General features: G+C 47.3%; 24 protein-coding genes, 2 pseudogenes and 1 other annotated feature. Of the genes and pseudogenes, 4 read left to right on the top strand and 22 right to left on the bottom strand.

Annotation, left to right across the window (positions count from 1 at the left end):
• Positions 1-33 precede the first annotated feature (33 nt).
• Positions 34-1,146, bottom strand: a complete 1,113-nt coding sequence (locus NZD81_RS18395; protein ID WP_172640149.1) for an aminotransferase class V-fold PLP-dependent enzyme — start codon at positions 1,144-1,146, stop codon at positions 34-36.
• A 78-nt stretch (positions 1,147-1,224) separates the two neighbouring features.
• Between NZD81_RS18395 and pcp the strand changes: the two genes are divergently transcribed.
• Positions 1,225-1,872 carry a pyroglutamyl-peptidase I gene (gene pcp / locus NZD81_RS18400; protein ID WP_014662652.1) on the top strand — a complete coding sequence of 216 codons (648 nt, stop codon included), beginning with the start codon at positions 1,225-1,227 and terminating at the stop codon, positions 1,870-1,872.
• Here pcp and tatC read toward each other — a convergent pair.
• From tatC to cwlJ, 6 genes and pseudogenes are all read right to left on the bottom strand, one after another.
• Complete coding sequence (gene tatC / locus NZD81_RS18405) at positions 1,869-2,594, bottom strand: twin-arginine translocase subunit TatC (RefSeq protein ID WP_014662651.1); 726 nt, start codon at positions 2,592-2,594, stop codon at positions 1,869-1,871. The genes pcp and tatC overlap by 4 nt on opposite strands.
• A 62-nt stretch (positions 2,595-2,656) precedes the next feature.
• Positions 2,657-2,869: a sec-independent protein translocase protein TatAD gene (gene tatAD, locus NZD81_RS18410; RefSeq protein ID WP_003223835.1), complete on the bottom strand. Its 213-nt coding sequence runs from the start codon at positions 2,867-2,869 to the stop codon at positions 2,657-2,659.
• Between the two features lie 12 nt (positions 2,870-2,881).
• Positions 2,882-4,633: an alkaline phosphatase PhoD gene (gene phoD, locus NZD81_RS18415; RefSeq protein ID WP_014662650.1), complete on the bottom strand. Its 1,752-nt coding sequence runs from the start codon at positions 4,631-4,633 to the stop codon at positions 2,882-2,884.
• Positions 4,634-4,651: 18 nt separating this feature from the next.
• Complete coding sequence (locus tag NZD81_RS18420) at positions 4,652-4,828, bottom strand: hypothetical protein (RefSeq protein ID WP_014662649.1); 177 nt, start codon at positions 4,826-4,828, stop codon at positions 4,652-4,654.
• A 79-nt stretch (positions 4,829-4,907) separates the two neighbouring features.
• Positions 4,908-5,598, bottom strand: a pseudogene (locus tag NZD81_RS18425) (VWA domain-containing protein).
• A gap of 91 nt (positions 5,599-5,689) precedes the next feature.
• Positions 5,690-6,118 carry a cell wall hydrolase CwlJ gene (gene cwlJ, locus NZD81_RS18430; RefSeq protein WP_014662646.1) on the bottom strand — a complete coding sequence of 143 codons (429 nt, stop codon included), beginning with the start codon at positions 6,116-6,118 and terminating at the stop codon, positions 5,690-5,692.
• A gap of 366 nt (positions 6,119-6,484) precedes the next feature.
• On the opposite strand from cwlJ, the gene NZD81_RS18435 reads away from it, so the two are divergent.
• Both NZD81_RS18435 and NZD81_RS18440 read left to right on the top strand, forming a co-directional pair.
• The gene (locus NZD81_RS18435; protein ID WP_014662645.1) at positions 6,485-6,871 is read left to right on the top strand and encodes a YndM family protein; all 387 of its coding nucleotides are present in this window, start codon (positions 6,485-6,487) and stop codon (positions 6,869-6,871) included.
• A pseudogene (locus NZD81_RS18440) lies at positions 6,831-6,960 on the top strand (hypothetical protein); the annotation flags it as partial. The gene NZD81_RS18435 and the pseudogene NZD81_RS18440, both read left to right, overlap by 41 nt.
• Here NZD81_RS18440 and NZD81_RS18445 read toward each other — a convergent pair.
• From NZD81_RS18445 to glnK, 15 genes are all read right to left on the bottom strand, one after another.
• Positions 6,927-7,613: an ABC transporter permease gene (locus NZD81_RS18445; protein WP_080488027.1), complete on the bottom strand. Its 687-nt coding sequence runs from the start codon at positions 7,611-7,613 to the stop codon at positions 6,927-6,929. The pseudogene NZD81_RS18440 and the gene NZD81_RS18445 overlap by 34 nt on opposite strands.
• A gap of 18 nt (positions 7,614-7,631) precedes the next feature.
• Positions 7,632-8,555, bottom strand: a complete 924-nt coding sequence (locus NZD81_RS18450; RefSeq protein ID WP_206869447.1) for an ABC transporter ATP-binding protein — start codon at positions 8,553-8,555, stop codon at positions 7,632-7,634.
• Between the two features lie 91 nt (positions 8,556-8,646).
• A complete protein-coding gene (locus NZD81_RS18455; protein ID WP_071580959.1) occupies positions 8,647-9,582 on the bottom strand; it encodes a HAMP domain-containing histidine kinase in 936 nt (311 codons plus the stop codon).
• Position 9,583: 1 nt separating this feature from the next.
• Positions 9,584-10,264 (bottom strand): two-component system response regulator YcbL, encoded by a 681-nt coding sequence (ycbL, locus tag NZD81_RS18460; RefSeq protein ID WP_080478300.1) that lies wholly within the window; start codon positions 10,262-10,264, stop codon positions 9,584-9,586.
• A 96-nt stretch (positions 10,265-10,360) separates the two neighbouring features.
• Complete coding sequence (locus NZD81_RS18465) at positions 10,361-11,299, bottom strand: DMT family transporter (RefSeq protein ID WP_289861034.1); 939 nt, start codon at positions 11,297-11,299, stop codon at positions 10,361-10,363.
• Positions 11,300-11,319: 20 nt separating this feature from the next.
• Entirely contained in the window at positions 11,320-11,481 is a 162-nt protein-coding gene (rtpA, locus tag NZD81_RS18470; protein WP_003234807.1) for an anti-TRAP regulator, read from the bottom strand.
• A 97-nt stretch (positions 11,482-11,578) separates the two neighbouring features.
• Positions 11,579-11,826, bottom strand: a binding site (T-box leader).
• Positions 11,827-11,882: 56 nt separating this feature from the next.
• Positions 11,883-12,803 carry a macrolide 2'-phosphotransferase MphK gene (gene mphK / locus NZD81_RS18475; protein WP_282373938.1) on the bottom strand — a complete coding sequence of 307 codons (921 nt, stop codon included), beginning with the start codon at positions 12,801-12,803 and terminating at the stop codon, positions 11,883-11,885.
• 279 nt (positions 12,804-13,082) lie between these two features.
• The gene (gene garD, locus NZD81_RS18480; protein ID WP_014662636.1) at positions 13,083-14,615 is read right to left on the bottom strand and encodes a galactarate dehydratase; all 1,533 of its coding nucleotides are present in this window, start codon (positions 14,613-14,615) and stop codon (positions 13,083-13,085) included.
• 91 nt (positions 14,616-14,706) lie between these two features.
• The gene (locus NZD81_RS18485) at positions 14,707-15,408 is read right to left on the bottom strand and encodes a FadR/GntR family transcriptional regulator (protein ID WP_014662635.1); all 702 of its coding nucleotides are present in this window, start codon (positions 15,406-15,408) and stop codon (positions 14,707-14,709) included.
• Positions 15,409-15,477: 69 nt separating this feature from the next.
• Positions 15,478-16,845 (bottom strand): glucarate dehydratase, encoded by a 1,368-nt coding sequence (gene gudD / locus NZD81_RS18490; protein WP_040084285.1) that lies wholly within the window; start codon positions 16,843-16,845, stop codon positions 15,478-15,480.
• Between the two features lie 36 nt (positions 16,846-16,881).
• Positions 16,882-18,249, bottom strand: a complete 1,368-nt coding sequence (gene gudP / locus NZD81_RS18495) for a glucarate transporter GudP (RefSeq protein ID WP_014662633.1) — start codon at positions 18,247-18,249, stop codon at positions 16,882-16,884.
• A gap of 84 nt (positions 18,250-18,333) precedes the next feature.
• Complete coding sequence (gene gucD / locus NZD81_RS18500) at positions 18,334-19,800, bottom strand: alpha-ketoglutaric semialdehyde dehydrogenase GucD (RefSeq protein WP_014662632.1); 1,467 nt, start codon at positions 19,798-19,800, stop codon at positions 18,334-18,336.
• Positions 19,801-19,829: 29 nt separating this feature from the next.
• The gene (kdgD, locus tag NZD81_RS18505) at positions 19,830-20,756 is read right to left on the bottom strand and encodes a 5-dehydro-4-deoxyglucarate dehydratase (RefSeq protein WP_041521239.1); all 927 of its coding nucleotides are present in this window, start codon (positions 20,754-20,756) and stop codon (positions 19,830-19,832) included.
• A gap of 224 nt (positions 20,757-20,980) precedes the next feature.
• Positions 20,981-21,925, bottom strand: a complete 945-nt coding sequence (glnL, locus tag NZD81_RS18510; RefSeq protein WP_014662630.1) for a glutamine utilization two-component system response regulator GlnL — start codon at positions 21,923-21,925, stop codon at positions 20,981-20,983.
• Between the two features lie 10 nt (positions 21,926-21,935).
• Positions 21,936-23,168, bottom strand: a complete 1,233-nt coding sequence (glnK, locus tag NZD81_RS18515) for a two-component system sensor histidine kinase GlnK (protein ID WP_081483657.1) — start codon at positions 23,166-23,168, stop codon at positions 21,936-21,938.
• 301 nt (positions 23,169-23,469) lie between these two features.
• Here glnK and NZD81_RS18520 point away from each other — a divergent pair, with 301 nt between their 5' ends.
• Entirely contained in the window at positions 23,470-24,453 is a 984-nt protein-coding gene (locus tag NZD81_RS18520; RefSeq protein ID WP_014662628.1) for a glutaminase, read from the top strand.
• Positions 24,454-24,468 lie beyond the last annotated feature (15 nt).

The raw sequence follows: 24,468 nt of genomic DNA on the forward strand, positions 1-24,468 counted from the left end.
CCCCTGACCTAGTGTTCAGGGGCTTTTCTATGTTTACTTATCAATCATTTTCGCCGCGATTTCATCAATCGCGTGCCGCATTTCCTCCTTCGTATTATAAAAGTGGGGAGCGAGACGGATGACTTCGTCCCGCGGCGCGCAAATCACTTTTTTCTTCTTCAGCAATTCCGCCGTTTCCGATGCCCGCTCATCACGGATCGCAACCATGCCCGGCTGAACCCCGCCTTGTGCAGCCACCAGCTGCAGGCCTTTTGCAGCAGCATATTGACAAGCATCGGCACAGATCGTTTTTACATGCTTCCGGATATGAGAAACCCCGATATGATTCAACAGCGACAAAGCCGCTGCAGCTGCGTATACGCTAATAAAAGCTGGGGTGCCCGTTTGAAAACGGCGCGCGTCTTTTGCATAAGCCCCATCAAATCCGTTCTCTCTGCCGAACCAAGCTGATGCTTTCGGCTTCAGTGCGTCTGCCAGCTCCTTTCTTACATAAAGAAACGCCACACCCGGTATGCCGAGCAAATACTTCCGGGAGCCTGCCGCCAGCATATCTACGCCCCACTCCTTCACATCAATGGGAATGTGACCCGCTGATTGATAAGCATCCACAAATAATAGAGAGCCTTTTCTCTGAGAAATCTCGGCGATCGCTTTTATATCCTGAACATAGCCGTCACGATAATGAACGTGAGGAATACACGTCAGCACTGTTTCTTCTGAAATATGCGTTTCATACTGTTCGAGCGGCATCACGCCGTCTATTGATGGAATGACAGATATGTGATAGTCGCATTGTGCCTGCCAGACATGAGACACTGCCGGAAAATCCATCTCCGTATACACAACATGTTTCTTTCTAAAAACAGATAGGGCCGATGCTACGGAAACTAGCGCATCAGAAACTGACGGCACAATCGCCACTTCATCCGGTTCAGCTCCGATCAGCTTAGCAAACTCGTTTCTCGTACTCTCTGTTTTTTCAATCGCTTCTTTCCAGTTCGTCCCCCTATGCAGCAAGCTGTCATGATAATCCTGGATCGCCCTTGATACAGGCTCTGCCAACGCGCTCTGAGAACAGCTGGCAAGCATCATATGTGTCTGCAAGGTTGGGAATAACTGGCGATACTGCTCCGGCAAATGTGCCATTATGATTCACTCCTTTACATTATTTTGATGAAAAACCCATAAATAAACAATAGAATAAAAGAAAAAGGAGATGAGTAGATGAGAAAAAAAGTGCTGATCACAGGCTTTGATCCTTTTGACAAAGAAACCGTCAATCCATCATGGGAAGCGTCAAAACGTCTTAATGGTTTCGAGACGGATGAAGCCATCATTACAGCGGAACAAATTCCAACCGTCTTTAGATCCGCTCTGGACACTCTGCGCCAAGCCATTCAAAAGCATCAGCCAGATATCGTGATTTGTGTCGGCCAAGCAGGAGGACGGATGCAGGTCACACCGGAACGAGTGGCGATCAACCTTGCAGATGCGCGAATCCCCGATAACGAAGGACAGCAGCCAATTGATGAGGAGATTTCTCCAGACGGGCCCGCCGCTTACTGGACGGGACTTCCCGTGAAACGAATGACTGAAAAAATGAAGGGAAACGGCATTCCGGCCGCTGTTTCGTATACAGCGGGGACCTTTGTATGCAACTATTTGTTCTACGGATTAATGGATCACATTAGCCAGACAGCTCCGCACATTCGCGGAGGGTTTATTCATATTCCTTACATTCCGGAGCAAACAACAGACAAAACAGCGCCGAGCCTCAGCCTCGACACGATTGTCCGGGCATTGAGAATCGCCGCTGTTACGGCCGCACAATATGATGAGGATGTGAAGTCACCAGGCGGTGCGCTGCACTAAGCGGCCGCCGTTTCGTCCCTCAGCCTCTTTTTGTACACAAACGCTGATAGGGTGACACTTACTTCAAACAGGACAAGAAGCGGGATCATCACGAGAAAATCAGAAATGAAATCCGGCGGTGTAATCAATATAGACACAACGATCAGCAGAAAATAGGACAGCTTTCTCGCTTTGGCCAGCCTGTAGGGATTTAAGATGCCCAGCCTTGTTAAAAACATCACCACCAAGGGCATCTCAAACAACAAGCCGAACGGCAGGCTCAAATTCACCATAAACCTGAAGTAGCGATCAGCCGTAAACATCGTTTCAAAATGGCCCGAGGATAAATGAGTCAAAAAGCTGAGCACGATTGGAAACAAGACAAAGTAACCGAAGGAGATGCCCGCCAAAAACAACGTAAATAAACCTGGTATGTACATGAGCGTCACCTTCCGCTCCGTTTTCGTCAGCGCCGGGGCAACGAAACGCCACAGCTGGTACGCGGCAACAGGGATGGAGGCTGCAATGGCACAAATGCCGGCAAGCATCATATACACCCAAAGAATTTCACTCGGACCAAGCACAGCCAGCTTTCCGTCCAAATCCCTGATCAGCCAGTCATAAATGTCCTGTACAAATAAAAAAGCTGTGATGAGAAATAGAAGAAATGCCGCGAGGGTTATGATCATCCGGCGGCGAAGCTCTTCTAAATGCCCGATCAGATGGGTTTCTTTTTTATCCATTCAAAAAAGCCCTCCCTTTCATAAAAAAAAAGAGGCAGACCCGGTGTCTGCCTCCTCAGCATTCAGCCCGCGTTTTTGTCCTGCTTTACCGCTGTCAGCTCAGCTGATTTCTCTTCTTTTTCATCACCAGACACAAGTGATTTTGTGGCGCTTTTAAATTCCAGCAGTGTCCGTCCGGCGGCTCGTCCGATTTCCGGCAGCTTGGAAGGGCCAAAAATAATGAGGGCGATGACGAAGATCAGAATCAAGCCCGGTATTCCAATGTTTGAAAACATAATTTTCACTCCTTAATTCGTGATTTTTGCACGCTTCTTAATCATTTGTTTCTCGTGGGCTTTGTTGTGCGCAAAGAAACGATCCTCTTCGACCTCATCGGATTGCTTCACCCCGCCTTGGATTGTTGTAGATGATACCTTTCTCAGCCCGGTTTGATCTTTCTGGTAAACGAATGAAGCCCGCGTGGAAATGGCTGCGCCCGGCTCGGTCACAAACGGCATCACCCGATAGTCGGCTTTCCACTGGTGAGGCGTCACTGTACATCGGACATATCCGCGATAGTCGTTAAAGAACTTGATGTGCGGATTTTCTTTTAGAATTTGGTCTGTATCCGCCCGCTTATCTGAGCCGTTTCCTCCGGATGTGATCGAGGTTCCGACAAATTCGGCTCCAAATATTTTTGAACTTGTCTTCTCGAAATCGACATGCAAATTCGATGCCCAGCTTGCGTGTACATCACCCGTCAGTACGACAACATTATTCAGATTTTTGCTTTTAATGAAATTGATAACCCGTTCGCGCTGAGCCGGATAGCCGTCCCAAGAATCCATGCTGTAGATCGGGCTTGCGCTTGTCCCAAAATTCCATTTCGCAAAGAAAATTTGCTGCGCCAACACATTCCAGTGGGCGGTCGAGCTGCTCAAATTGTTGAAAAGCCACTGCTCCTGTTCTTTTCCAAGCAGGGTTCGATTCGGATTTCGTGATTCATCAGAAGGCGGCTTATTGCCGTCGTTATTGGCTTGGTCATCCCTGTACTGGCGGGTATCAAGCACATTGAAGGACGCCAGGTTTCCGTACGTAAAGTGCCGGTACAGCTGCATATCCGGGCCATTCGGCAAAGATGAAATGCGGAGCGGCATATGTTCATAGTATGCCTGATATGCTGCCGCGCGGCGGAGCACGAATGCTTCAACCGACTGTCCTTTTTCCGGTATTTTATTGGCATAGTTGTTTTCGACTTCATGGTCATCCCATGTCACAACCCAAGGGAACGCAGCATGTGCTGCTTTAAGATTGGCATCAGAGCGGTATTGGGCGTGACGGTTTCGATAGTCTTGCAGCGTATAGATTTCCGCGCTGTTGTGCGTGCGGACATTGCCCGTTTTTGATACATACTCATTTGGCCCGTATTCATATATGTAATCACCGAGATGGAAGACAAGATCAAGCTTTTCCTTCGCCATATGCTTGTAGGCCGTATAATATCCATGCTCATATTGCTGGCAGGAAGCAAACGCAAAGGTCATTTGCGGCACATTGGCGCCAGGGGCAGGCAGTGTTTTTGTTTTTCCGACAGGGCTTAGTTCATGTCCGGTTTTGAAACGGTAATAGTACACTTTGTTCGGCTCAAGCCCGTCCGCTTCCACATGAACGGAATGGGCAAGACTCGGTTTAGCCATTTCAGTGCCTTTTCTTACGATTTTGCGAAAATGCTCATCCTTTGCAACCTCCCATTTGACAGGCACCGCTTGCTTCGGCATTCCCCCGCCATTCAGCGGATCTGGTGCCAGGCGCGTCCAGAGCACGACACTGTCAGAAAGCGGATCACCTGACGCTACCCCTAATGTAAACGGATAGCTTGAGAATTTAGGCGCAGCATTTACTTCAAAGGCTCCAACCGACTGGGCAATCGTTAATCCAAGAGAAAGTCCTGCAATCTTCCCCGCTCCTTGAATAAATTTGCGGCGGTCAAACGTATTGTTTTGAAAGCTTTCCTCTTTCAGTTTCTGTACCCATTCATCAAAACGACTGTCGTATGCCATTCAAGATCCCCTCTCTCCTCATTGATCGTCTCCATTATAGGAAATCATTGTTAAACGACTGTGAAGAAGTGTGAACCGATTGTAAGCGCTGAACATCAAAAACAGGTCTTCCCTCACAAGCCTGCCGCTGAAACATGCCGAAAGCTGGCTGAATTGCGCGTTTCCTGCATATCCTGTCGTTTGCAAGCCGCCCATTCGGCCTATTTTTCTTCACATGAACTTAAAAAAACAAAAACACTGAGCCATTTCGCAGAATGGCTCAGTGCCTTATCAGTTATTTCGAAAACAATCTGCTGAAAAAGCCCTTCTTTTTCGGGTTTTCAGCAGGGGGCTCTTGATCTCTTACAATTCCTTTTTCCTTCGCTTCTTTCAGCCAAAATGGAAATTCAGCAAGCAGAGCTTCATAAAGGCTCATCATCAGAAATGCGGTCAATTTCTTCGATATACAGGAAGTTCGTGTTACCAACGACACGCCCTTCTAGCGTATGGAGTTTATTGAGAAAATCAATTTTCCAATGCCGCCAAACTGCCAGAACACCGTTTTATCAAAGGAGGCTTCAATAATTGGTTTGATTGACTTTTTACAGCCTCCGTCATTGATAAAAACAATGAAAGCGGGATACGAGCTCGGTTCCTCCGCAACATATTTGCGCAACATGTCCTTCATGACCGGCGGCTCATCATTTCTGCCGAATTTATGCAAGCGGTCATTATTTTAAATTCCACGCTCGACATAGCCCGAAAAATCCTTTTCTGAAACTGGCTTTTATCGGGAATATTCATTATCATACACACATACATCCAGCAACTCATCAAACTGATCAGCCACTGCCAAATTCCGCTCCACCACATGTTGAACCGTCCCGTTATATCAAGAACCAGTCCGACACGAGCCATCACCTTCGTTATTTGCTTTTTTCCAGTACGATCATTACACTTTTCTTTTGCAGGTCGATTGTTACCATTCTGTCATCTCCGTCAGTTCTTTTCACAGGAATATTTTCCATTGCATTTCTTCAAAGAAAAACACCGTTCAATTTGAACGGTGTCCTGTCTCTAAAATGTGTTATATACATTTTCACACGTCTCCGCCGTCGGCTGATAAAAGCAGTGTGACTTAAACCTGGCCACAAACGGCTGGTTATACCACTGGGCGGGACAGTTTCCCTCCGGCCTGAAGTACCATAAACTAAATTTTGCAGGCCAGCGCCTTTCACCATTAATCGACCGGCGTGCAAGGGCACGCTCGCTATCTCGCGCCCTTTGATAAAAATATCCATGAGTCACAGCCTCAAACGCGTGTGGCTGATAAATCATCTGCCTGATGGTGCGGAGGCCTTTAAAATCTGAGCAATTCGCCCGCAGCCGATTAATTCCAACATTGCCGACAAGCAGCATCCCCTGCTTGCCTTCGCCTTCCGCTTCCGCTCTGAGCAGCCTTGCCATCAAATCGACATCCGCACTCGTTGCTCTCACGACCGCCATCACGTCACCTCCCCTTGATCTCTTTTCATCATATTTCATTACTTCAGAAGTGATGACGGAGGGACAGGAGAAGTTTTTAAATTAATTCATCTAAAAACACCAAACATTTTGTTTGCTGCAAAGAAAAATGGGCGGTTGGCCGTCAAGGCAGCGTCTGGTGCGAGACGGCCGCCGCAATTTCCGCTGACGTATGGGCGCTGGCCCCCCTCTCCCAGCAATTTTTGCACCCGCCTCCGAAAAGCATAAACATCAGCATCACTGTGATCTCCTCCTATATATGGATCCGAAAAAGTACGAAATAAGGTTTAAGTTTTTACATTTGAGGAATTATACATAACAAATCAACTGACAAAAGGAGGAAATGCAATGACACATGTGAAAGCGCTCGCGATTAAAGGTATTATGACGATTATTGTGTTGTATCTGGTGCTTGGTCTGGGCTTTGGTTTCACGTTTGGAGATACGCTGTTAATGACGATAGTGTTAGGGGTTATTTCTTATTTGCTTGGGGATCTGTATGTATTGCCGAGATGGAATAATATGATTGCAACTTTGGCTGATTTTGGCTTGGCCTTTCTCGTGATCTGGCTGATGGGCATGCCGCTCTCCCTGGGGATGACTGGCGGTGAAGTTGCGTTGGCGGCTTTATTCGGCGCGATCGCCATGGCAATCGGTGAATATTGCTTCCATTTCTATATGATGAGCAAAGAGATTGGCAAGAAGCATTATCTTGAAACAAGAACAGACTCATAATAGAAAGGCCGGCGCTGACAGCATCGGCCTTTTGTGATTTTGCGGGCGCGTTATTTCAAGCATCCTGTTTGTCTACATTCCTGATCGCCAAACAGGAAAAAATGAAACCGAGGGCTGCTAGAAATAATGGGATATACACAACAGATGAAATTGAGAAGCCCGGACTTGTTTGACTAGTGAGTGTTACAATCACTATAGACGAAATGATGGTTGCTGGAACGGAGTGTTTACGCATCCCAAAAAAGATGGGAACTAAACTCGTTCCAGCGGCGCCAAAAGTGAAAACCGCCATTTTTACCGCCTGCTGAGAAATGATTTCAGAAGTTAACTCACCTGGTGTAAAATGGTATATCGAGTTCAACCCAAAGAAAACTGCGGCTATGAGTATATTCGAAAGTAAAATCGTGATAAACGTCAGTCCGGCCGCGATCATGAGCTTAGCTGTAAGCAGTTTTTTACGGCTGATCGGGTACGTGAACATCACAAGAATGGTTTTGTTTTTATATTCCGAAATCACCAATTTTGCGATCAGCACTGCGCCAAAAATGATAAATACTGATCTGACAAAGGTGCCGATGATGAGAAACGCTTCCTCCATGCTTTGGAACGAAACCCCGCCATCAGCTTTTTCGGAATAACTGATCAGCCATAAAAATCCCATAATAATCAGGTTGGCAATGAGAGCGCCTCTGACATACCAGCCTATTTTTATTTTTCTTAATTCGATTCTGATCAAATTCATCAACGTGTCTCTCCTCCTTTACGCACTGATGCTATTGCCGTTGATCAAGTTGATAAAATAATCCTCCAGCGACGTATACTTTTTGTTCATTGATTCAATGTCTACATCATTCAAAATCAACGCTTTGGATATGTCAGACTGAGAGGCTTCAGCCTCGTAAATTCGAATCGTTTTCTCATTTAAGATTTTAAAGTTCGTTAAATGCAGCTCTTTCTCAAGCACAAAGCAGGCCTTTGTCTGATTCGATGTAACAAGCTCAATGTATTCAGTGTTCTGGCCTCTGACATCCTCCATTGATACCTCTTCAATCAGTCTGCCGTCCCGAATGACGCCAATCGTGTCCGCAATTTGTTCGATTTCACTCAGCAAGTGGCTTGAAATCAACAGTGTCATCCCATACTCTTTGCTCAGCACTTGAAACAATTGCCTGATTTTTTTAATGCCGAGAGGGTCAAGCCCATTCACCGGCTCATCCAAAATAAGCAGTTCCGGCTTTGTGAGAATGGCACGCGCAATTCCAAGGCGCTGCTTCATACCGAGCGAAAATGTTTTGACTGGCTTCTTGTCGATTTGTTTTAAATTCACCATATCCAGCACTTCTTGAATGGCTTTTTTATTGTGGTATCCCATGTATTCACAATGCAGCTCTAAATTTTCTTCAGCTGTCAGGTTTTCATAAAAAATCGGATATTCAATCATGCTGCCGATGTTCCCCAGCACCTCATATGACGTGTGGGTGAGCTTATTCCCAAGGATGCTGATTTCACCGCTTGTCGGTTTAACAAGGCTAGTCAGCATTTTCATAATAGTTGTTTTCCCCGCGCCGTTCGGGCCGAGAAAGCCATAGATTTCACCTTTTTTAATATGCATGCTGACATCGGATACAACCTCTTTGCCCTGATACGTTTTGGTCAGTCCGTTTGTTTGTACGATATAAGTCAACTTTGTTTCTCCTTCCCTCTCTTTTCCTGTTTTCTATTGTAGCGGCGAGCCCTGTCATTTTTATTTCTCAAACCTTACGAAATTCTTACGTTTAAAATGTCATGCGTTTCAATGTGATCGTAAATGCAGTCCGTTCGTACGGCTTGCTTTTGACAGATATAGCGCCCCCCATTTTTTCTGTAAGCCGCTTTGTGATGGTTAAACCGAGACCGCTTCCTTGAAATGCTTTATTTCTGGATTCTTCAAGTGTGTACAGCCTTTCAAACACCCGCTGCTGATCGGTTTCACTTATGCCTTTTCCGCGATCCCATATGGTGATGGCAATGTTCGTCTCATCATATGACAGCGTCAGTCCGATTAACTTGCCGGCCGCGCCATACTGAATCGCATTTGACAATAGGTTTTGCAGGATTCTGTCCAGAGCCTCTTCATTCGCCTGCGCATACACCGGCGTATCCGGGATATCAATGGCTGCACGAAAGCCTTTAGACTGAACTGCGTCATAATAATGCAGGATATTGCGTTTGCATATGTCGTTCATATGTACTTTAGTGATTGGGATGTCTTTATCTTCAGATTCTAATTTCGCTAAATCAAAAAAGGAATTGATCATCTGAATGAGTTCATTTGTTTTCTGGCGGAGCTTCCCCAGCAATCTTTCCCGCTCTTCGTCTGGCATGTTCGGATCACTTTGGATGGTTTCGATATAACCGAGAATGACCGTTAACGGCGTTTTCAGGTCGTGCGACATATTGGTCAGCATTCGCTTCATGGAATGCTCTGTTTTCGCAAACCGGGCACTGATCTGCTGACGATTCTCAAGGAAAAGATTGATGTTAACAAGCAAGTCTTTGAGCGCTTGATCGTCTGTAGGAAGCAAAATTCGCCCCGCCGAATCCTGCCTGAGCATGGAGCCAAGCTGTTCTGCCATATATGCCAAATTCCCGTCTCGCTTCTTTTTCATTATGAATTGAATCACATTCAGGCACGCCAGAACGATGACGGCGGCCACCCATAGCACTGTCATTCTAAAACTCTCCTAATTTATAACCGATGCCCCATAGCGTTTTAATATATTGAGGGGAGGAGGGGTCATCTTCAATCTTTTCTCTAAGCCGCCGCATATGTACGTTAATAATGTTTTGATCGCCAAAATACTCTTCATTCCAGACAGAACGGTAGATTTGTTCTTTCGTAAACACTTTTTTAGGATTTGCCGCAAATAGGCACAGCAGCTGCCATTCTGTTGATGTCAGCTGAAGCGGTTCTCCATTTTTCATAACTGAGACATTGTCTATATCGATCGCAAGCTGGTGAATCCGGATCACCTTATTCTCAGCCGGTTCCTCTGCTGAATATTGCGTCGCCCTTCGTATCGCGGCTTTTACTCTTGCTGTCAGCTCAATCATCGAAAACGGTTTGGCGATATAATCATCCGCCCCAAAACCCAATCCCAATGCCTTGTCAACCTCTCCGTCTTTTGCCGAAATCATTAAGACCGGTATATTGCTTCTTTCCCGGATGATTTTCAGAAAATCCATGCCGTTCAGCTTCGGGAGCATGATATCGAGGAGGATCAAATCGTATGAACTCTGCTGAAACAGCCGGATGCCCTCTTCTCCGTCGAAAGCATGTACAATCCGAAAGCCTTCTTTTGTTAAATAATGATCCACCATTTCACTGATTGAGTGGTCGTCTTCCACAAGCAATATGCTCTGCATCTTCTCACCTAACCTTTACAAAATCAAAAAACACACACGTAATTACACTTATTGTAATTGAAAAACGTGTGTGTTTTATAAAAATTATTCATTTTTTCCTGTTTTCAGCTTCCTGTATTCCATCACCGTAATGACAAAGAATACGGCACCACATCCGATGGCTTGAATAAGCCGAAGCCGTTCATCAAGAAATAAAGCCCCAAAGAAAATCGTCAGGACAGGCCCTGCCATTGAAATGACGGCGGCCCGCTGCGCCCCGATTCGTTTAATCCCCTCAAGCATTAGCACAAATGGAACCACAGTGGTAGCGACTGCAATGACCGCAAAAACACCGTACATAGCAAGCGGGTATGCTGCTATTGGCGTATTCATGCCAGCCGCCGATTTGATCCCTGTGTAAAGCATCATGGCCGCTCCGGCTGCTGTCATCCCGTATGCATTAAGACGGATGCCTCCGATTTGATGGACGAGCCGCCCGGAAAGAACAAGATAACCAGCATAGACGGCCGAGGATAACAAAATGAATGCAGATCCAATCATATTTGCCTGAAAGAGCTCAGTATCCCATCCGCCAAGCGCAAAGAAAAGGCCAAACATGACCGCCAGCACTGTGAAAAGGTCCTGAACTGTAACCATATTCCGATCACGACACGCTGTAAATAGGATTACAAATATCGGACAGCTCATAAGCAAAATACGCTCAACCATTGCGGATACATGGTTCAGCCCGATAAAATCAAGCAAGGGAGACAGAAAAAAACAAAACACGCCCGCGACACAGGCCTTCACTAGGTCTCCTTTTTTATTGCCGTCTGGCATTGAAGGACGGTAAAACAAGAAAATCAGCCAAAACAGCGGAACAGCAAACAGCTGTCTGTATAACAACACCGCGTCTGGCTCAGCACCCATTTGATAGGCCCATTTAATCCAAATTGACTTAGACGCAAAACAAACCGTTCCGATCAGCAAAAAAATTGTACCTGAAGCGGCCTCGCGAAACTTCCTCTTCTCTTCTTTTCTCATCTCAGCTCAGCTATTCTCCTTTACTTATTCAAATGCTTTTGGATAAAATCGAGAAGCGTATATCCTTGGGCAGTCAGAATAACACCTTTCCCGCTGCAGGCCGGGCATGGTGTTCCTTCAATTTCTCCCGCTCTTTCACATTTAGGACATGCGACCTCAAGATCATCAGTTGCAATGACCATTTGACATCCTCCTTTCCTATTCATCTGCTATGCACCACCAGCCATCGTCCATTGGCCGTCACCTCCTTTAAGAAACACAAAAAAACCCCCATCCTATGCAAAGGACGAGGGTCTCGCGGTACCACCTTTATTAACAGCTATACAGCCGTTCACTCTAAGTACAGAAAACCTATGTTTCAATACTCCTCTCTTGGTAACGGGGAGAGAAACCCGGCATCGCCTACTATCCGTTCAGCAAAGCAATTCAGAAGCCCATTCAGCATCAGGGGAGGATCGGTTCACACCTGCCACCGACTCTCTGAACCTCCATTCTGATGCGTACTTACTCTTCCTCACGATTGTTGTTCCGTTCTATTATTTGTAAAGTTTATAATACTTGGTTCATGAAATGAAGTCAATTCTTAATCCGATGTTACACCGAGCGCTTCCAGCGCCATATGAACGTGCTCCTCCTGCTGTGTTTGCAGAGCGAGCTTGGCGATTTCCAGCGGATACGCCGCCTGCATCTCTGAAATGTGCTCCTGCATTTTTGCCCATATCCGGCCGCCTGCTCGATCATAGTGTTCAAGTAAACGGGCAGTTTCTTTTTCCCCGAAAATGGTTTGATAAAGAACAAAATCCTTGGCTGGATCGGCAACCTTCGCTTCTGTCCAATCCAGAAGCCCTGTGACACGTTCATTTTGGTCGATAAGAATATGCGGCGGGTGGAGATCGCCGTGTATCAGTGCAGAAAAACCAGGCCAGTATGCATCATCATTTATCCACGTTTGCCATCTTTCCCAAAGCTGACTAGATACACCAAGCTTATTTTTCACATCAACCATAGAGTCTGCTGTCATTTGCCTGAAATCTTCTGGCTTTATCACTTCTATTCCCGATTGTCCGGCAGCTGTTTGATTTGTGTCATGTAATTCTGCCAGTATGCCGGCAAGTGTATGAACAAAATCGTCTGATGGCGGCTGATGATTCATGTTCCATACATATTGTTTCTGTTCCAAATCAATTTCAGCCGCCGGCGTTCCTTTTAACATTGGGTAAGCGATCAATTCCGGTGTGTGAATTCTCCAATCCGGCACATCAGCTGTAAGATTCGCCCGGAGAAAGGCAAGCGTTTTGCCTTCCGCAGATGCTCTTTCCACAACATCACTGCGACGCGGCTTTCGCAGCACCCATTGCATACCTGTATCGTCCTCGGCAAATACAACTTGAAAGTCCATTCCGGTTTCATTCAATTGCGCGTTCTTAGAATGAACCGTCAAACCTTGGCTGCGTGCAAGCCCGACAATCTCTGTAATTAGCTGTTTTTCGGTAAGGTTTGTCATCCCCATTTCCCCTTTCTCATGCTCCTGCCTGCTGTAGAGAGAAGGGATGTTTGAAGGCACAAAAAAAGAAGGCAGGTATCGCCACCCTCTTTTTTGATAACCATATAAGGGCTCATACATAGGCGGATTCATCCCGATTCTCCCGCATTCAGGCGAGATTTGTTCACTATTGAATTCGTGTCACTCGGAATCTAATGAATGCCATGCTGTAACCCCTCCGTTTCCTAGACGTTAATTGCATTTTACAGCATATTCCATCTCTTCGCTATAAAAAATGAATCAAGTCACTGGAGCAGGATTGAACAAGCACAAATCATTATGAAGGCCCCAACGGTCAGCCCACGTTTGTTTGCGGCCGCTTGCCACATCCAAAATCGTTCTGAAGATTTCCCAGCCTACATCTTCGATACTGGCCTCTCCTGTCGCGATTCGGCCGGCATTGATATCGATTAAATCCGCCCAATGCTCTGATAATGAATGCCGCGTCGATACTTTCAGCACCGGTGCAGCCGCCAGGCCGTACGGTGTTCCCCTCCCTGTCGTAAACACCTGCAGATTCATGCCCGCAGCCAGCTGCAGGGTGCCGCACACAAAATCGCTTGCCGGTGTCGCCGCGAACAGCAGGCCTTTTTGCTTTGCCCTTTCACCTGGGCCGAGCACGCCGGAGATAGGGCTAGTGCCTGATTTCGCCACCGAGCCTAACGCTTTTTCCACAACATTGGATAATCCGCCTTTTTTATTGCCTGGTGACGGGTTTGCGCTTCGATCTGCGTCTCCCCGCCGGAGATAGCTGTCATACCACTTCATCTCTTTGATCAGCGATTGTCCGACCTCTTCACTGACAGCCCGCGGCGTTAATAAATGAATGGCATCACGTACCTCTGTCACTTCAGAAAACAAAACCGTCGCACCTGCGCGAACCAATAAATCAGCCGCATACCCCACGGCAGGGTTCGCCGTCACGCCGGAAAACGCATCACTGCCGCCGCATTGCAGACCGATAACCAGATCTGAAACAGGGCATGTCACACGGGTTCTGCTGTTCAGCCTGATTAACCGCTCCTCCGCCATTTCCAAAATGGATTGGATCATCGCCGCAAAACCTTGATGATCCTGGAGCGATAGAATGTCATCATCATTCCCAGAGGCAATTCTTGCCGGAAGGAGCTTTTCACACCCCAATCCGATTACCATTACTTCTCCGCCGAAGTTCGGATGCTTCGCGAGATTTTGAATCGTGCGGATCGGAATGACGGCGTCGGGCGCATTGATCGCCACGCCGCATCCGTATTGATGATGCAGCGGCACAACGTCATCGACATTTGGGTATTTCGGCAGCAGCTCTTCTTTGATCCGTTTGACCGCATAATTTAATACGCCAACGACACATTGAACACTTGTGGTGATGCCGAGAATATTTTTTGTCCCCGCACTGCCGTCCGCATTCCGGTAGCCTTCAAATGTATATCCTTCAAGAGGGGGCAGCGGCTTCTGCACTCTGTTTGCGAGAGGAAGATCGCCTAACGCCGGGGGATCAGGCATTCTCACAAGGGATTCCCGTATCCAGCTTCCGCGCTTGATCGTCTCATCAGCAAACCCGATCACCTCTCCGTAACGCACGATCTCATCCCCTTGATTGAGATCGGTTAAGGCCACTTTATGGCCTTGAGGAACATTCTCTTCAAGGACGAGCCCGCATGAGAAAACAGTGCCCTTTGGCAGTCCTCCATCATTTACAATAATCGCCGTGTTATCTGTGTCATTCACTTTGATGTAGAGAGGCGCTTGGTTTTGCCTGAGGTTCATCGCCATATGAAAATCACTCCTCATATCTTAGTAAGCGTTTTCTAAATTGGTTTTAAAAAACCGCAGCTCTTACGTTTCAACTGCGGTTGTCTCACGATTATTTTTCATCCAGCCCTTTTAAAATTTTGTCACGGACAAATTTCAGATGCTCATACATGTGGTAATGCGCTTTGTAAGGATCTCTGTTGGCAAGGGCGTCGTAGATTTTTTTGTGATATTCGACCGTTATATCTCTCTCCCTGTACGGAATTTGGCTGTCAATTTTCGCATGGGTGATTAAGAGGGATTGAATCATCCCCTCTACAACGGGATTATTGGCACTTAACGCTATAATTCGATGGAACTCTTTATCCGCTTCACCATAAAGATTGTCAGTGCTGTTGGCAATATCGTCGATCGTCTTCTGCAAACGCTGAAGCTCATCCTCGTTGATTTTTTCTGCGGCAATCGTCACGAGTCCTAGTTCTAACGCCATCCGCGCTTCAATGATTGCCGGAAGATTATCAGTCGCCAAGGCAAGCATGACGGAAAATGGCTGCATGCCGATTTTATCGTTGAAATATGTGCCCCCGCGTGTTTTTCTCGTAATGACGCCCAGCGTTTCAAGTGAACTGAGCGCCTCCCGAAGCACCGGCCTGCTGACATGCAAAATGTCCATCAGTTCCATTTCTGTCGGCAATTTGTCTCCGGCCCTCAACTGGCCGCTCGATAATAAATGGACAATCCGTTCGATGACCTGTTTGGCTAATGTTTTCCGATTGACTGTATCGACTTTCAAATCCTCTAAACCTTCGTACACGAACAACTCTCCCTTCAGTTGTTCAATTGTAAGACAAAATAGCCGATATGACAATATTTACAATAAAACTTATCGTACAAGACACGGGCGCTTCCGGTCAAATTCCCAGTTGCGGATCAGGAACTGCATAGAAATCGCGTCATTTCGGGCGCCTACATTCATTTTCCGGTATATCTCATGCGCTTTTTCCACTTGTTCCATATCAATGTCGACGCCTAGCCCAGGTTTATCCGGGACTTTGACACAGCCAGCGGTAATCTCAAAAGGCTGTTTCGTTAATCGCTGGCCGTCCTGCCAGATCCAATGGGTATCAATCGCCGTGATGCGCCCCGGAGCCGCTGCTGCCACATGGGTAAACATCGCAAGGGAAATATCAAAGTGGTTGTTGGAGTGTGAGCCCCATGTCAAACCCCAATCATGGCACATTTGCGCAACCCGCACCGACCCTTGCATCGTCCAAAAGTGCGGATCAGCCAGCGGTATATCCACCGCATGAAGCTGAATCGCGTGACCCATTTCCCGCCAGTCTGTCGCAATCATATTTGTCGCAGTCGGAAGCCCTGTCGCGCGGCGGAATTCAGCCATCACTTCGCGAGCGGAGTAGCCGTTCTCATCCCCGCATGGATCTTCAGCGTACGCGAGTACATCTTGCTTTCCTTTGCATAATGCGATAGCCTCCTCTAATGACCATGCCCCGTTCGGATCAAGGGTGATTCTTGCCTCCGGAAAACGTTTCGATAAGGCGGTAACAGCTGCGATTTCTTCTTCTCCCCGCAGCACCCCGCCTTTGAGCTTGAAATCCTGAAAGCCATAGCGCTCCTGTGCGGATTCGGCAAGACGCACAATGCCCTCCGGCGTCAGCGCTTCCTCATGGCGCAGACGGAACCACGCACAATCTGACTGCTCATCGCTTTGATACGGCAAGGTCGTCCGCTTTCGGTCACCGATGTAAAAAAGATAACCAAGCATTTTCACTTCATCGCGCTGCTTCCCTTCGCCAAGCAAAGCTGCGACAGGTTCCTGAAGAAATTTTCCAAGTAAATCTAACAAAGCCGCTTCCAATGCGGTGACGGCGTGCACAGTGGTGCGCAAATCAAAAGTCTGGATTCCGCGTCCTCCCCTGTCCTGATCGCCAAACTGCTTTCTGACCCTTTGCAATATCGCCTGGTACGCACCAATAGATTTTCCGACAACAAGCGGCTCTGCCAGCTCCAGTGTGCGGCGAATACGCTCTCCGCCTGGCACCTCACCGACTCCCTGATTTCCGCTGCTGTCTGTTAAGATTACGATATTCCGGGTGAAAAACGGGCTGTGCGCTCCGCTTAGATTCAGCAGCATGCTGTCATGTCCCGCAACCGGAATCACCTTCATTTCTGAAATTGAGGGAATATTCGATCTCTTTTCTTTTTGAACCTGCTCTTGTATCGATGAACCCATGCTTTCTCCTCCTTTTATAAAGCGCTTTCATAAATATTAGACAGGCAATGATTGATCGGGGTCTTGTTCTTGTTTCTTTAACACGACCCGTTTAATCGGGCCGACCAGCAGCAAATAGCTGAGGATCGCAACAATCGCATTAGCGCCGACAAACACGAGCGCGCCATTAAATGATCCTGTGGCATTGACGATGTAACCGATAATAATCGGTGTTGTAATCGAGGCAATATTTCCGAAAGTGTTGAACAAACCGCCGCTCAGTCCTGCACACTCTTTCGGAGACGTGTCCGACACGACAGCCCAGCCCAGTGCGCCGAAGCCTTTTCCAAAAAACGCGAGCGACATAATAACAACGACGAGCCACGCTGAAGCTGTATAGTTGCAGACGATCATACTGCAAGACAGCAGCATGCCGGCAATGATTGGCACTTTTCTAGCAAAGGTCAGTGAACGGCCTTTTTTGAGTAAGATGTCGGACACAATACCTCCAAGCACGCCGCCGGCAAATCCGCACAGCGCCGGCAGGGAGGCGACAAACCCAGCTTCTAGAATAGACATGCCGCGGGCCTGAACCAAATATACCGGAAACCATGTGAGAAAGAAATAGGTGAGAGTCGTAATGCAATATTGCGCGATGTACACGCCAATCAGCATGCGGTTCGTTAACAGCTGTTTGATATACGGCCATTTCGATTCTGTTTCTTGTTTGCTTTTACTGTCATCCATGGAAATCAGCCCGCCGCCCTGTTCGATGTACGCAAGCTCAGCTTCGTTAATCTTTGGGTGTTTTTTCGGTTCATACACCGTTTTTAGCCAGATGACAGCCAGAAGAATCCCCGCAGCCCCCATGACAACGAAGACGGAATGCCAGCCGAAAGAGTGGGTGAGCCAGCCCATTAAAGGAGAAAATATGACGATTGCGAAGTATTGTGCTGAATTAAAAAAGGCTGAAGCTGTCCCGCGCTCGGAACTTGGAAACCATGAGGCAACAACTCTGCCGTTTCCGGGAAATGAAGGCGCTTCTGATAAGCCTACCAGAAAACGCAGTGCAAATAGCAGGATAATCGCTGTGCCGGCTGAGAAAAAGCCAATCGCCCCTTGCAGCAGCGTAAAAAACGACCAGAAAAAGATGCTTAACGCAATGATAGTCTTTGAACCAAAACGGTCCAGCAGCCAGCCGCCCGGAAGCTGTCCGATGACATAGGCCCAGCCAAAGGCAGAAAAGACATATCCCATGGCGACCGAATCCAACCCCAAATCATGCTGGACGGAATCTCCGGTGATGGAAAGCGTCGCTCGATCCGCGTAGTTAATAGAGGTCACAAGAAACAGCATAAACACGATGAACCAGCGCACAGACGTTTTTTTGCCCGCCGGTGTAACACTCGCATAGTCTTTTTTCATAGTATCTTCTCCTTTTCAAAGTAGAGAATCATATGCTGGCTGTGATAAAGCTGGGAAAGAGACATACGCCTCTTTCCAGCACCATTACGGCTTCACAAAAACGGTTTTGATCGCTGTGAAAAAGTCCTTCGCTGCCTCGCCCTGTTCGCGGGAGTGGGAGCTCGACTGCTTCATGCCGCCAAAAGGCGCCTGCAGCTCAACGCCTGCGCTTTCTGCATTCACCCGAACCAGCCCGGCATCAATTTCATCAATGAAAGAAAGCATTTTGCCGATGTTTTCCGTGAAGATGGATGCACTTAAACCGAACTTCACATCATTGGCGATGTCCAGCGCCTCCTCCATCGAATCAACCTTGATCAAAGCAATCACCGGACCGAAGATTTCCTCCTGGGCAATCGTCATCTCAGATGTCACATTGTCAAAGATGGCAGGCTGAACATAATAGCCGTTTTGATACTTTTCGTTCTCCAGCTTTTCTCCTCCCATTAAAAGGGAAGCGCCCTCCCGCTTGCCTTTCTCAATGTATGACAGGCAGTTATCAAGCTGATTCTTGCTGGCGATCGGTCCCATCCAGACATCCTCTTTTAAGCTGTCTCCGATTGTAATATCCTTTGTGCGCTGGAGCAGTTTTTCTTTAAAGCGCTCATAAATGCCGCTTTGTACGATGACACGGCTTGTCGCGGTGCATTTCTGGCCGGTTGAACGAAAGGCCCCCGTAATGACAGCTTCAGCCGCAGCTTCAAGGTCAGCGTCATCAGCTACGATGACAGGGTTTTTGCCGCCCATTTCAAGCTGATATTTAGCTCCCCTCGCTAAAGCGGCTTGCCCGATGATTTTTCCGACTTGATTTGAACCGGTAAACGTAACGGCGTTTACACTGTCATGCTCAGCAAGTCCCTGCCCGACAACAGAGCCTGGGCCTGTCACCAAATTGATGACCCCTGCCGGCAGCCCCGCTTCCTCAAAGCAGGCAATGATCTTTGCGCATGTCACAGCTGTTTCTGTCGCCGGTTTGATGACAACTGTATTGCCATATACCAGTGCCGGCGCCATTTTCCAAATCGGTATCGCCACAGGGAAATTCCACGGAGAAATCACGCCGACCACACCGAGCGGGACACGGGTGGTAAACATGAGGGCGTCTTTGTCAGTAGACGGAATGACGTCACCCGTTTTGCGCATGCCCTCTCCGGCGTAATAGCGCAGAATGGCAATCCCCCGGGCTGTTTCTCCCTTAGCTTCCGGCAGTGTTTTGCCCATTTCACGCGTTGCACAGGCGGCGATTTCCTCCAAGCGCCGCTCCATGATATCCGCTGTTTTGTATAAGTATTGGCCTCGCTCGGCACCCGTCAGCTTTCTCCAAGCCGTTTTGGCTTTATTGGCGGCGGCGACGGCACGTTCCACATCCTCAGCTGTTGAGTTCTGTACATAACCGACAATATCATTCACATCGGCAGGGTTTTCGACCTTAACCATATCGCCTGATTGAGACTGAACCCACTCTCCGTTAATAAAGTTGAGATACGTGTTTTGTTCCGTGATCACAGACATGTCCATTACCCCTTTCGTGTTTTTTCTGGTCAAACCGTTGCGGCTTTTTTCGGAAAACGGTCAGCCGCCTGCTTCAAAATCGCTTCCAATTGCTGATAATGATCCTTTTCAACCGGGCCGACAGGCGGTCTGGCTGTATTTCTTACATTCAGCCCCATGATCTCCATCCCCGCTTTAATCAAGGATACGGCGTAGCCTTTTCGTTGTTTGCGAATGTCGTTGATTGGGAGAATCACATGCTGATAGATTTCCTTCACCAGCTCGGCATCTCCGTTTTTCAATGCATCATAGAACATTCGCGAAATATGCGGGATATAATTTGAAATCGCTGAAGAGTAAGAGTGGAATCCGATCGGCAGGTAAGCCGGCATCGTCACTTCAGCCATCGGCATTCCATTGAGCCATCCCAAGCGGTCGCCGATCGTATAGACGAGGTTGATATTTAAATCCATATTCCCTACCCCGTCTTTGACACCGACAAGCTGTTCACATTCGGTCAAGCGTTTGATCTGTTCTACAGCGAGAATGGCGTTATCACGCTGATAGAGAATCGCATTCAAGTCAGTGCTTTCAATAATCGTTTTCGCATACTGATACAGTCCCTCCTGTTCGCCATGCACCAAATACGGGGGCAGGATCAAGTAGCCGTCGGCGCCCTTTTTCTCCGACAGCTGCGCCCATTCAAGCGCTGTGCTGAGGTTGCCACCCACCCCAGTGTAAACCGGCACCTTTCCCCCGGCTGCAGAGACTGCGACTTCCACCATTTGCTCATATTCCTTCTGGCTGAGAGATTGAAATTCACCAGACCCGCAAGCGATAAATATCGCTTCTAAGCCCTCTTTCAGCAAAAACTCAATGTTTTGAAAAAGAGCTTCTTCCTCCAGCTTTCCTTGTGTGTTAAAAGGAGCAACCGGAAAACCTAAAATGCCAGCGGGTGCTTTTCTGATACGGCTCATCAACATAACCTCCTGTTATTTGTGTATACAGCCCCTAACTGAAAGCGCTTTATAAATCTTTCTTTCACATCCGCTCCTTCCCATATATCCTTTTGTTTAATTGTAAGACAAATAAACAATAAGTCAATATCTTTATTTTCTGATATTTTATAAAAAACAGTAAACCGCTGTCCCGCCGGGATTCTGCGCAGCAAAAAAACAGCCGGATCAGCCGGCTGTTTGGTTTATATCCTTCTTTGTTTCATCGTCTCGTGCAAAAGCTTCGCTTCCAAAAAAAACACGTGGATGAATTTTTTCATATTTATTCTAGCAGGGGCGAGAGGTTTTGCATCCTTGGATTGGAGTTCTTTCATTTTCTGGCTGACTACCGGAAAATCAAAGAACTTCGACGCATAGGTTTCAAATTTTGGATTCGAAAAATCAGTTGTCCCCAGTGATGCAAAATGGTGCAGCGAATGAATAATCGCTCTGCGGATACGCTGCTCTGAGGCTTTCATTTCCCGATTGACCTCCGTCTGAGAGGCCCCTGTCCCCAGCTTCCGTTCGGCTACTTGGGTGAATATTTGTTTTAGCGAAGGGCTTTGTTTTTCGTGCGGCTCGGATTGCTCGTATTCTGCTAAATACTGCAGGACCGCCATGAGATCCTGCGCGCCGCCTTCTCCCATCATGCCCAGCTCGGACAGCAGAAATGCTCCCGCCTCTTTTAAACCGCTGTCACTCTTCTGCTGGGGACGCGCTTTCCGATCAGTCCGATTGACAAGCCGGCTTAGTGAATGCTGAATGGCTCCAATCGAGTGTTCAAGCTCAATCCGCTCCTTCACCTTTTGGAGAACCGTAACAATTTCAATGCGGTTAATCGGCTTATGGATAAAATATTCGATGCCAAGCGAGTACGCTTCTCCGACCATTTCCTTTGCCTCCACTTGAGAGATCATGACGATTTTGCCGGAGTACGTATGCTGGATCTCACGAATGGTCTCAATGCCGTCTCTTCCGGGCATTAACAGATCGATTAATAAAATATCAATCTGTTTGAACTGCAGCATATGCCCTTCCACTTGGCTTCCGTCGTCTGCTTCACCAGCAGCCTCCCCAAGATCCTCGTCCTCAATGATCTGCCTTAAAATCGACCGTACCGCACGGTCATCATCAGCGATAAAAAAACGCATAGCTTTCGGTTCACCCTTTCTGAATCAAATGCCGGACAGGCAGCCTGATGGCAAACACCACTCCCCGCTGCTGATTATTAAACGTAATATCCCCATCTAGTTCAGTCACGATTTCCTTCACATAGGAAAGTCCTATTCCCGTAGAAGGCGTGCCGAATTCGTCATATTTTGAAGTAAAGCCCGGGTCGAACACAATCTCCCCTATTTTTTCAGATATACCGGGACCATTGTCTTCCACCTGAAATTCTACCATACTCTCATTTAACTTATGGAGCCTCAGGCTGATCATTCCCTCTTCATCCATAGCCTCTACCGCATTTGCCGTTAGATTATTAATGATCGAAAGCACAATAAATACGTGATATTCGTCATGCTCTCCCTCTATGGAGCAGTAAAAATCAATCTGCTTTCCCAGTGCTTCAGCGTACTTTTCATTCATTCGAATCACGAGCTGCAGCAAATCAGAGGCCCTCATATAATCTCTCAAACTCTCATTCGAAATCAGTTTTGAAAGCCCAGCGAATATCCGCTGGTTGTCCTTTTTCACTTCATGAATCTCCCCGGCCAGTCTCAGGATTCTGCCGCTGAGCTGATGATCCTTGCCCTTCATTTCCCGATAGAGCTGATACGAATCGTTTGTCACTTTCTCTGTCGTTTTCAAAGTCTTTTTTAGGTGCACCGTTTCTTCATATAAATTAGAAACGATCATCAGCATGTGCTCATGCTGCTGCCTTGTCTGTTTTTCTCTCGATTGTGTTTCATACAGCTTCAGCACACTATAAAAGCTCATCACGATAAATGTGTGAGAAATCGCAATCACCGCAATGTCAGTAATTTCCTCAGGCGTGACAACCGTATGAAAAATGAGAAATTGCACAGCCAGCTCGACACAATCTGACACAACTTCAATCATAAACCCAATGAAACCGAGCATAATCGGCCGTTCACGGAAACGATTGGCCTTTAGTATGTAAAACAGGCAGGCGTAAGTCATATAAAAGAAAAAGCTAGACGCTTGGTCATACAGAATCGGAGTCAATCCGTTGTGCCCTCCGCCCCATAATTCCAGAAAGACGCGAAAGATAAAAACAGCCGCTCCAGTCAGAAAACCCGGCAGCACAGCGGGCACATGCCGCAACAACGATAAAAAGAAGAAAAAAACCGGTGCGCCAAAGCTGACCCGGAATTCTTCATTGAGGGGATAAAATTTCAGTTCACCGGCCAGCGGCACCGTAATCAGCATGAGAGCCAGTATATATCCGTCTTTTTCGATAAAACGTTCCAGTTTTATGATGATCACATCCTCGCTTTTTATTTTGGAGAAACGGGAGAAAACCTGCAAATTGCTTTTGACCCAGAAAATCAGGTTTTTATAAATCTTACTGCTTATTTTCAAAATGTTTTTGTCGTATTTTGTATGATTCTGTAGTCGCCATTATACAGTAAATATACCATCCGCTTTTATGAAAGCGTTTAACGCCCCTTCAGCCTTCGCTTTGATAAACCTCAGTCCTTAAAGAAGAAAATCAGTGAGGAGGAATTCGATGAAAGAATTGATAAAAGAGACTCTGAAAGAAATAAACCCGGCGTCACAGCTGCATCATTGGGTTGAGCATTATCGCCCCTTTGCCGCCAATGGACAAAGTGCAAACTATATCCCCGCTTTAGGAAAAGTCAATGACTCACAGCTCGGCATTTGTATATTGGAGCCTGACGGAACGATGATACATGCCGGAGATTGGAACGTCCCTTTTACCCTGCAAAGCATTTCCAAAGTGATCAGCTTTATCGCCGCCTGCATGAGCCGCGGCATTCCCTATGTGCTGGACCGCGTAGATGTCGAACCGACAGGCGACGCCTTTAATTCAATCATTCGGCTCGAAATCAACAAGCCGGGAAAGCCGTTTAATCCCATGATCAACGCGGGTGCCCTTACCATCGCCTCGATTCTTCCCGGTGAATCGGCATACAAAAAGCTCGAGTTTCTATACTCGGTGATGGAAACCTTAATAGGAAAACGTCCGAGAATTAATGAGGAAGTGTTCCGTTCTGAATGGGAAACCGCCCACCGCAACAGGGCGCTGGCCTACTATTTAAAAGAAACAAACTTTTTAGAAGCTGACGTAGAAGAAACACTTGAGGTGTACTTGAAGCAATGCGCCATGGAGAGCACCACAGAAGACATCGCGTTGATCGGCCTGATCCTTGCCCATGACGGGTATCATCCGATTCGACGCGAGCAGGTGATTCCAAAAGATGTGGCAAAATTGGCCAAGGCGTTAATGCTGACGTGCGGCATGTACAATGCTTCAGGCAAATATGCGGCGTTTGTCGGCGTGCCGGCCAAAAGCGGCGTCTCCGGCGGCATCATGGCGCTGGTTCCTCCAAGCGCCAGAAGAGAACAGCCTTTTCAATCCGGATGCGGTATCGGCATTTACGGGCCTGCCATTGACGAATACGGCAACAGCCTCACCGGGGGTATGCTGCTGAAGCATATGGCACAGGAGTGGGAACTCAGTATTTTTTAAACATAAAAAAGAGGT

It is taken from the genome of Bacillus sp. B.PNR1 (assembly GCF_030386235.1).
In the GTDB taxonomy this organism is placed as follows: Bacteria; Bacillota; Bacilli; order Bacillales; family Bacillaceae; genus Bacillus; species Bacillus stercoris.

Excerpts from the sequence above, each read along its gene's own strand:
- NZD81_RS18445 (WP_080488027.1), bottom strand. The coding sequence starts at position 7,613 with ATGAATTTGATCAGAATCGAATTAAGAAAAATAAAAATAGGCTGGTAT.
- gudD (WP_040084285.1), bottom strand. The coding sequence starts at position 16,845 with ATGGGTTCATCGATACAAGAGCAGGTTCAAAAAGAAAAGAGATCGAAT.
- kdgD (WP_041521239.1), bottom strand. The coding sequence starts at position 20,756 with ATGAGCCGTATCAGAAAAGCACCCGCTGGCATTTTAGGTTTTCCGGTT.
- phoD (WP_014662650.1), bottom strand. The coding sequence starts at position 4,633 with ATGGCATACGACAGTCGTTTTGATGAATGGGTACAGAAACTGAAAGAG.
- rtpA (WP_003234807.1), bottom strand. The coding sequence starts at position 11,481 with ATGGTCATTGCAACTGATGATCTTGAGGTCGCATGTCCTAAATGTGAA.
- gucD (WP_014662632.1), bottom strand. The coding sequence starts at position 19,800 with ATGTCTGTGATCACGGAACAAAACACGTATCTCAACTTTATTAACGGA.
- glnK (WP_081483657.1), bottom strand. The coding sequence starts at position 23,168 with ATGCTGATTACGGTGCCGCTGGCCGGTGAACTGAAATTTTATCCCCTC.
- cwlJ (WP_014662646.1), bottom strand. The coding sequence starts at position 6,118 with ATGGCGGTCGTGAGAGCAACGAGTGCGGATGTCGATTTGATGGCAAGG.
- gudP (WP_014662633.1), bottom strand. The coding sequence starts at position 18,249 with ATGAAAAAAGACTATGCGAGTGTTACACCGGCGGGCAAAAAAACGTCT.
- NZD81_RS18420 (WP_014662649.1), bottom strand. The coding sequence starts at position 4,828 with ATGGGCGGCTTGCAAACGACAGGATATGCAGGAAACGCGCAATTCAGC.
- pcp (WP_014662652.1), top strand. The coding sequence starts at position 1,225 with ATGAGAAAAAAAGTGCTGATCACAGGCTTTGATCCTTTTGACAAAGAA.
- NZD81_RS18455 (WP_071580959.1), bottom strand. The coding sequence starts at position 9,582 with ATGACAGTGCTATGGGTGGCCGCCGTCATCGTTCTGGCGTGCCTGAAT.
- tatC (WP_014662651.1), bottom strand. The coding sequence starts at position 2,594 with ATGGATAAAAAAGAAACCCATCTGATCGGGCATTTAGAAGAGCTTCGC.
- garD (WP_014662636.1), bottom strand. The coding sequence starts at position 14,615 with ATGGCGATGAACCTCAGGCAAAACCAAGCGCCTCTCTACATCAAAGTG.
- glnL (WP_014662630.1), bottom strand. The coding sequence starts at position 21,925 with ATGCGTTTTTTTATCGCTGATGATGACCGTGCGGTACGGTCGATTTTA.
- tatAD (WP_003223835.1), bottom strand. The coding sequence starts at position 2,869 with ATGTTTTCAAACATTGGAATACCGGGCTTGATTCTGATCTTCGTCATC.
- NZD81_RS18465 (WP_289861034.1), bottom strand. The coding sequence starts at position 11,299 with ATGAGAAAAGAAGAGAAGAGGAAGTTTCGCGAGGCCGCTTCAGGTACA.
- NZD81_RS18395 (WP_172640149.1), bottom strand. The coding sequence starts at position 1,146 with ATGGCACATTTGCCGGAGCAGTATCGCCAGTTATTCCCAACCTTGCAG.
- mphK (WP_282373938.1), bottom strand. The coding sequence starts at position 12,803 with ATGACAAACCTTACCGAAAAACAGCTAATTACAGAGATTGTCGGGCTT.
- NZD81_RS18435 (WP_014662645.1), top strand. The coding sequence starts at position 6,485 with ATGACACATGTGAAAGCGCTCGCGATTAAAGGTATTATGACGATTATT.
- NZD81_RS18520 (WP_014662628.1), top strand. The coding sequence starts at position 23,470 with ATGAAAGAATTGATAAAAGAGACTCTGAAAGAAATAAACCCGGCGTCA.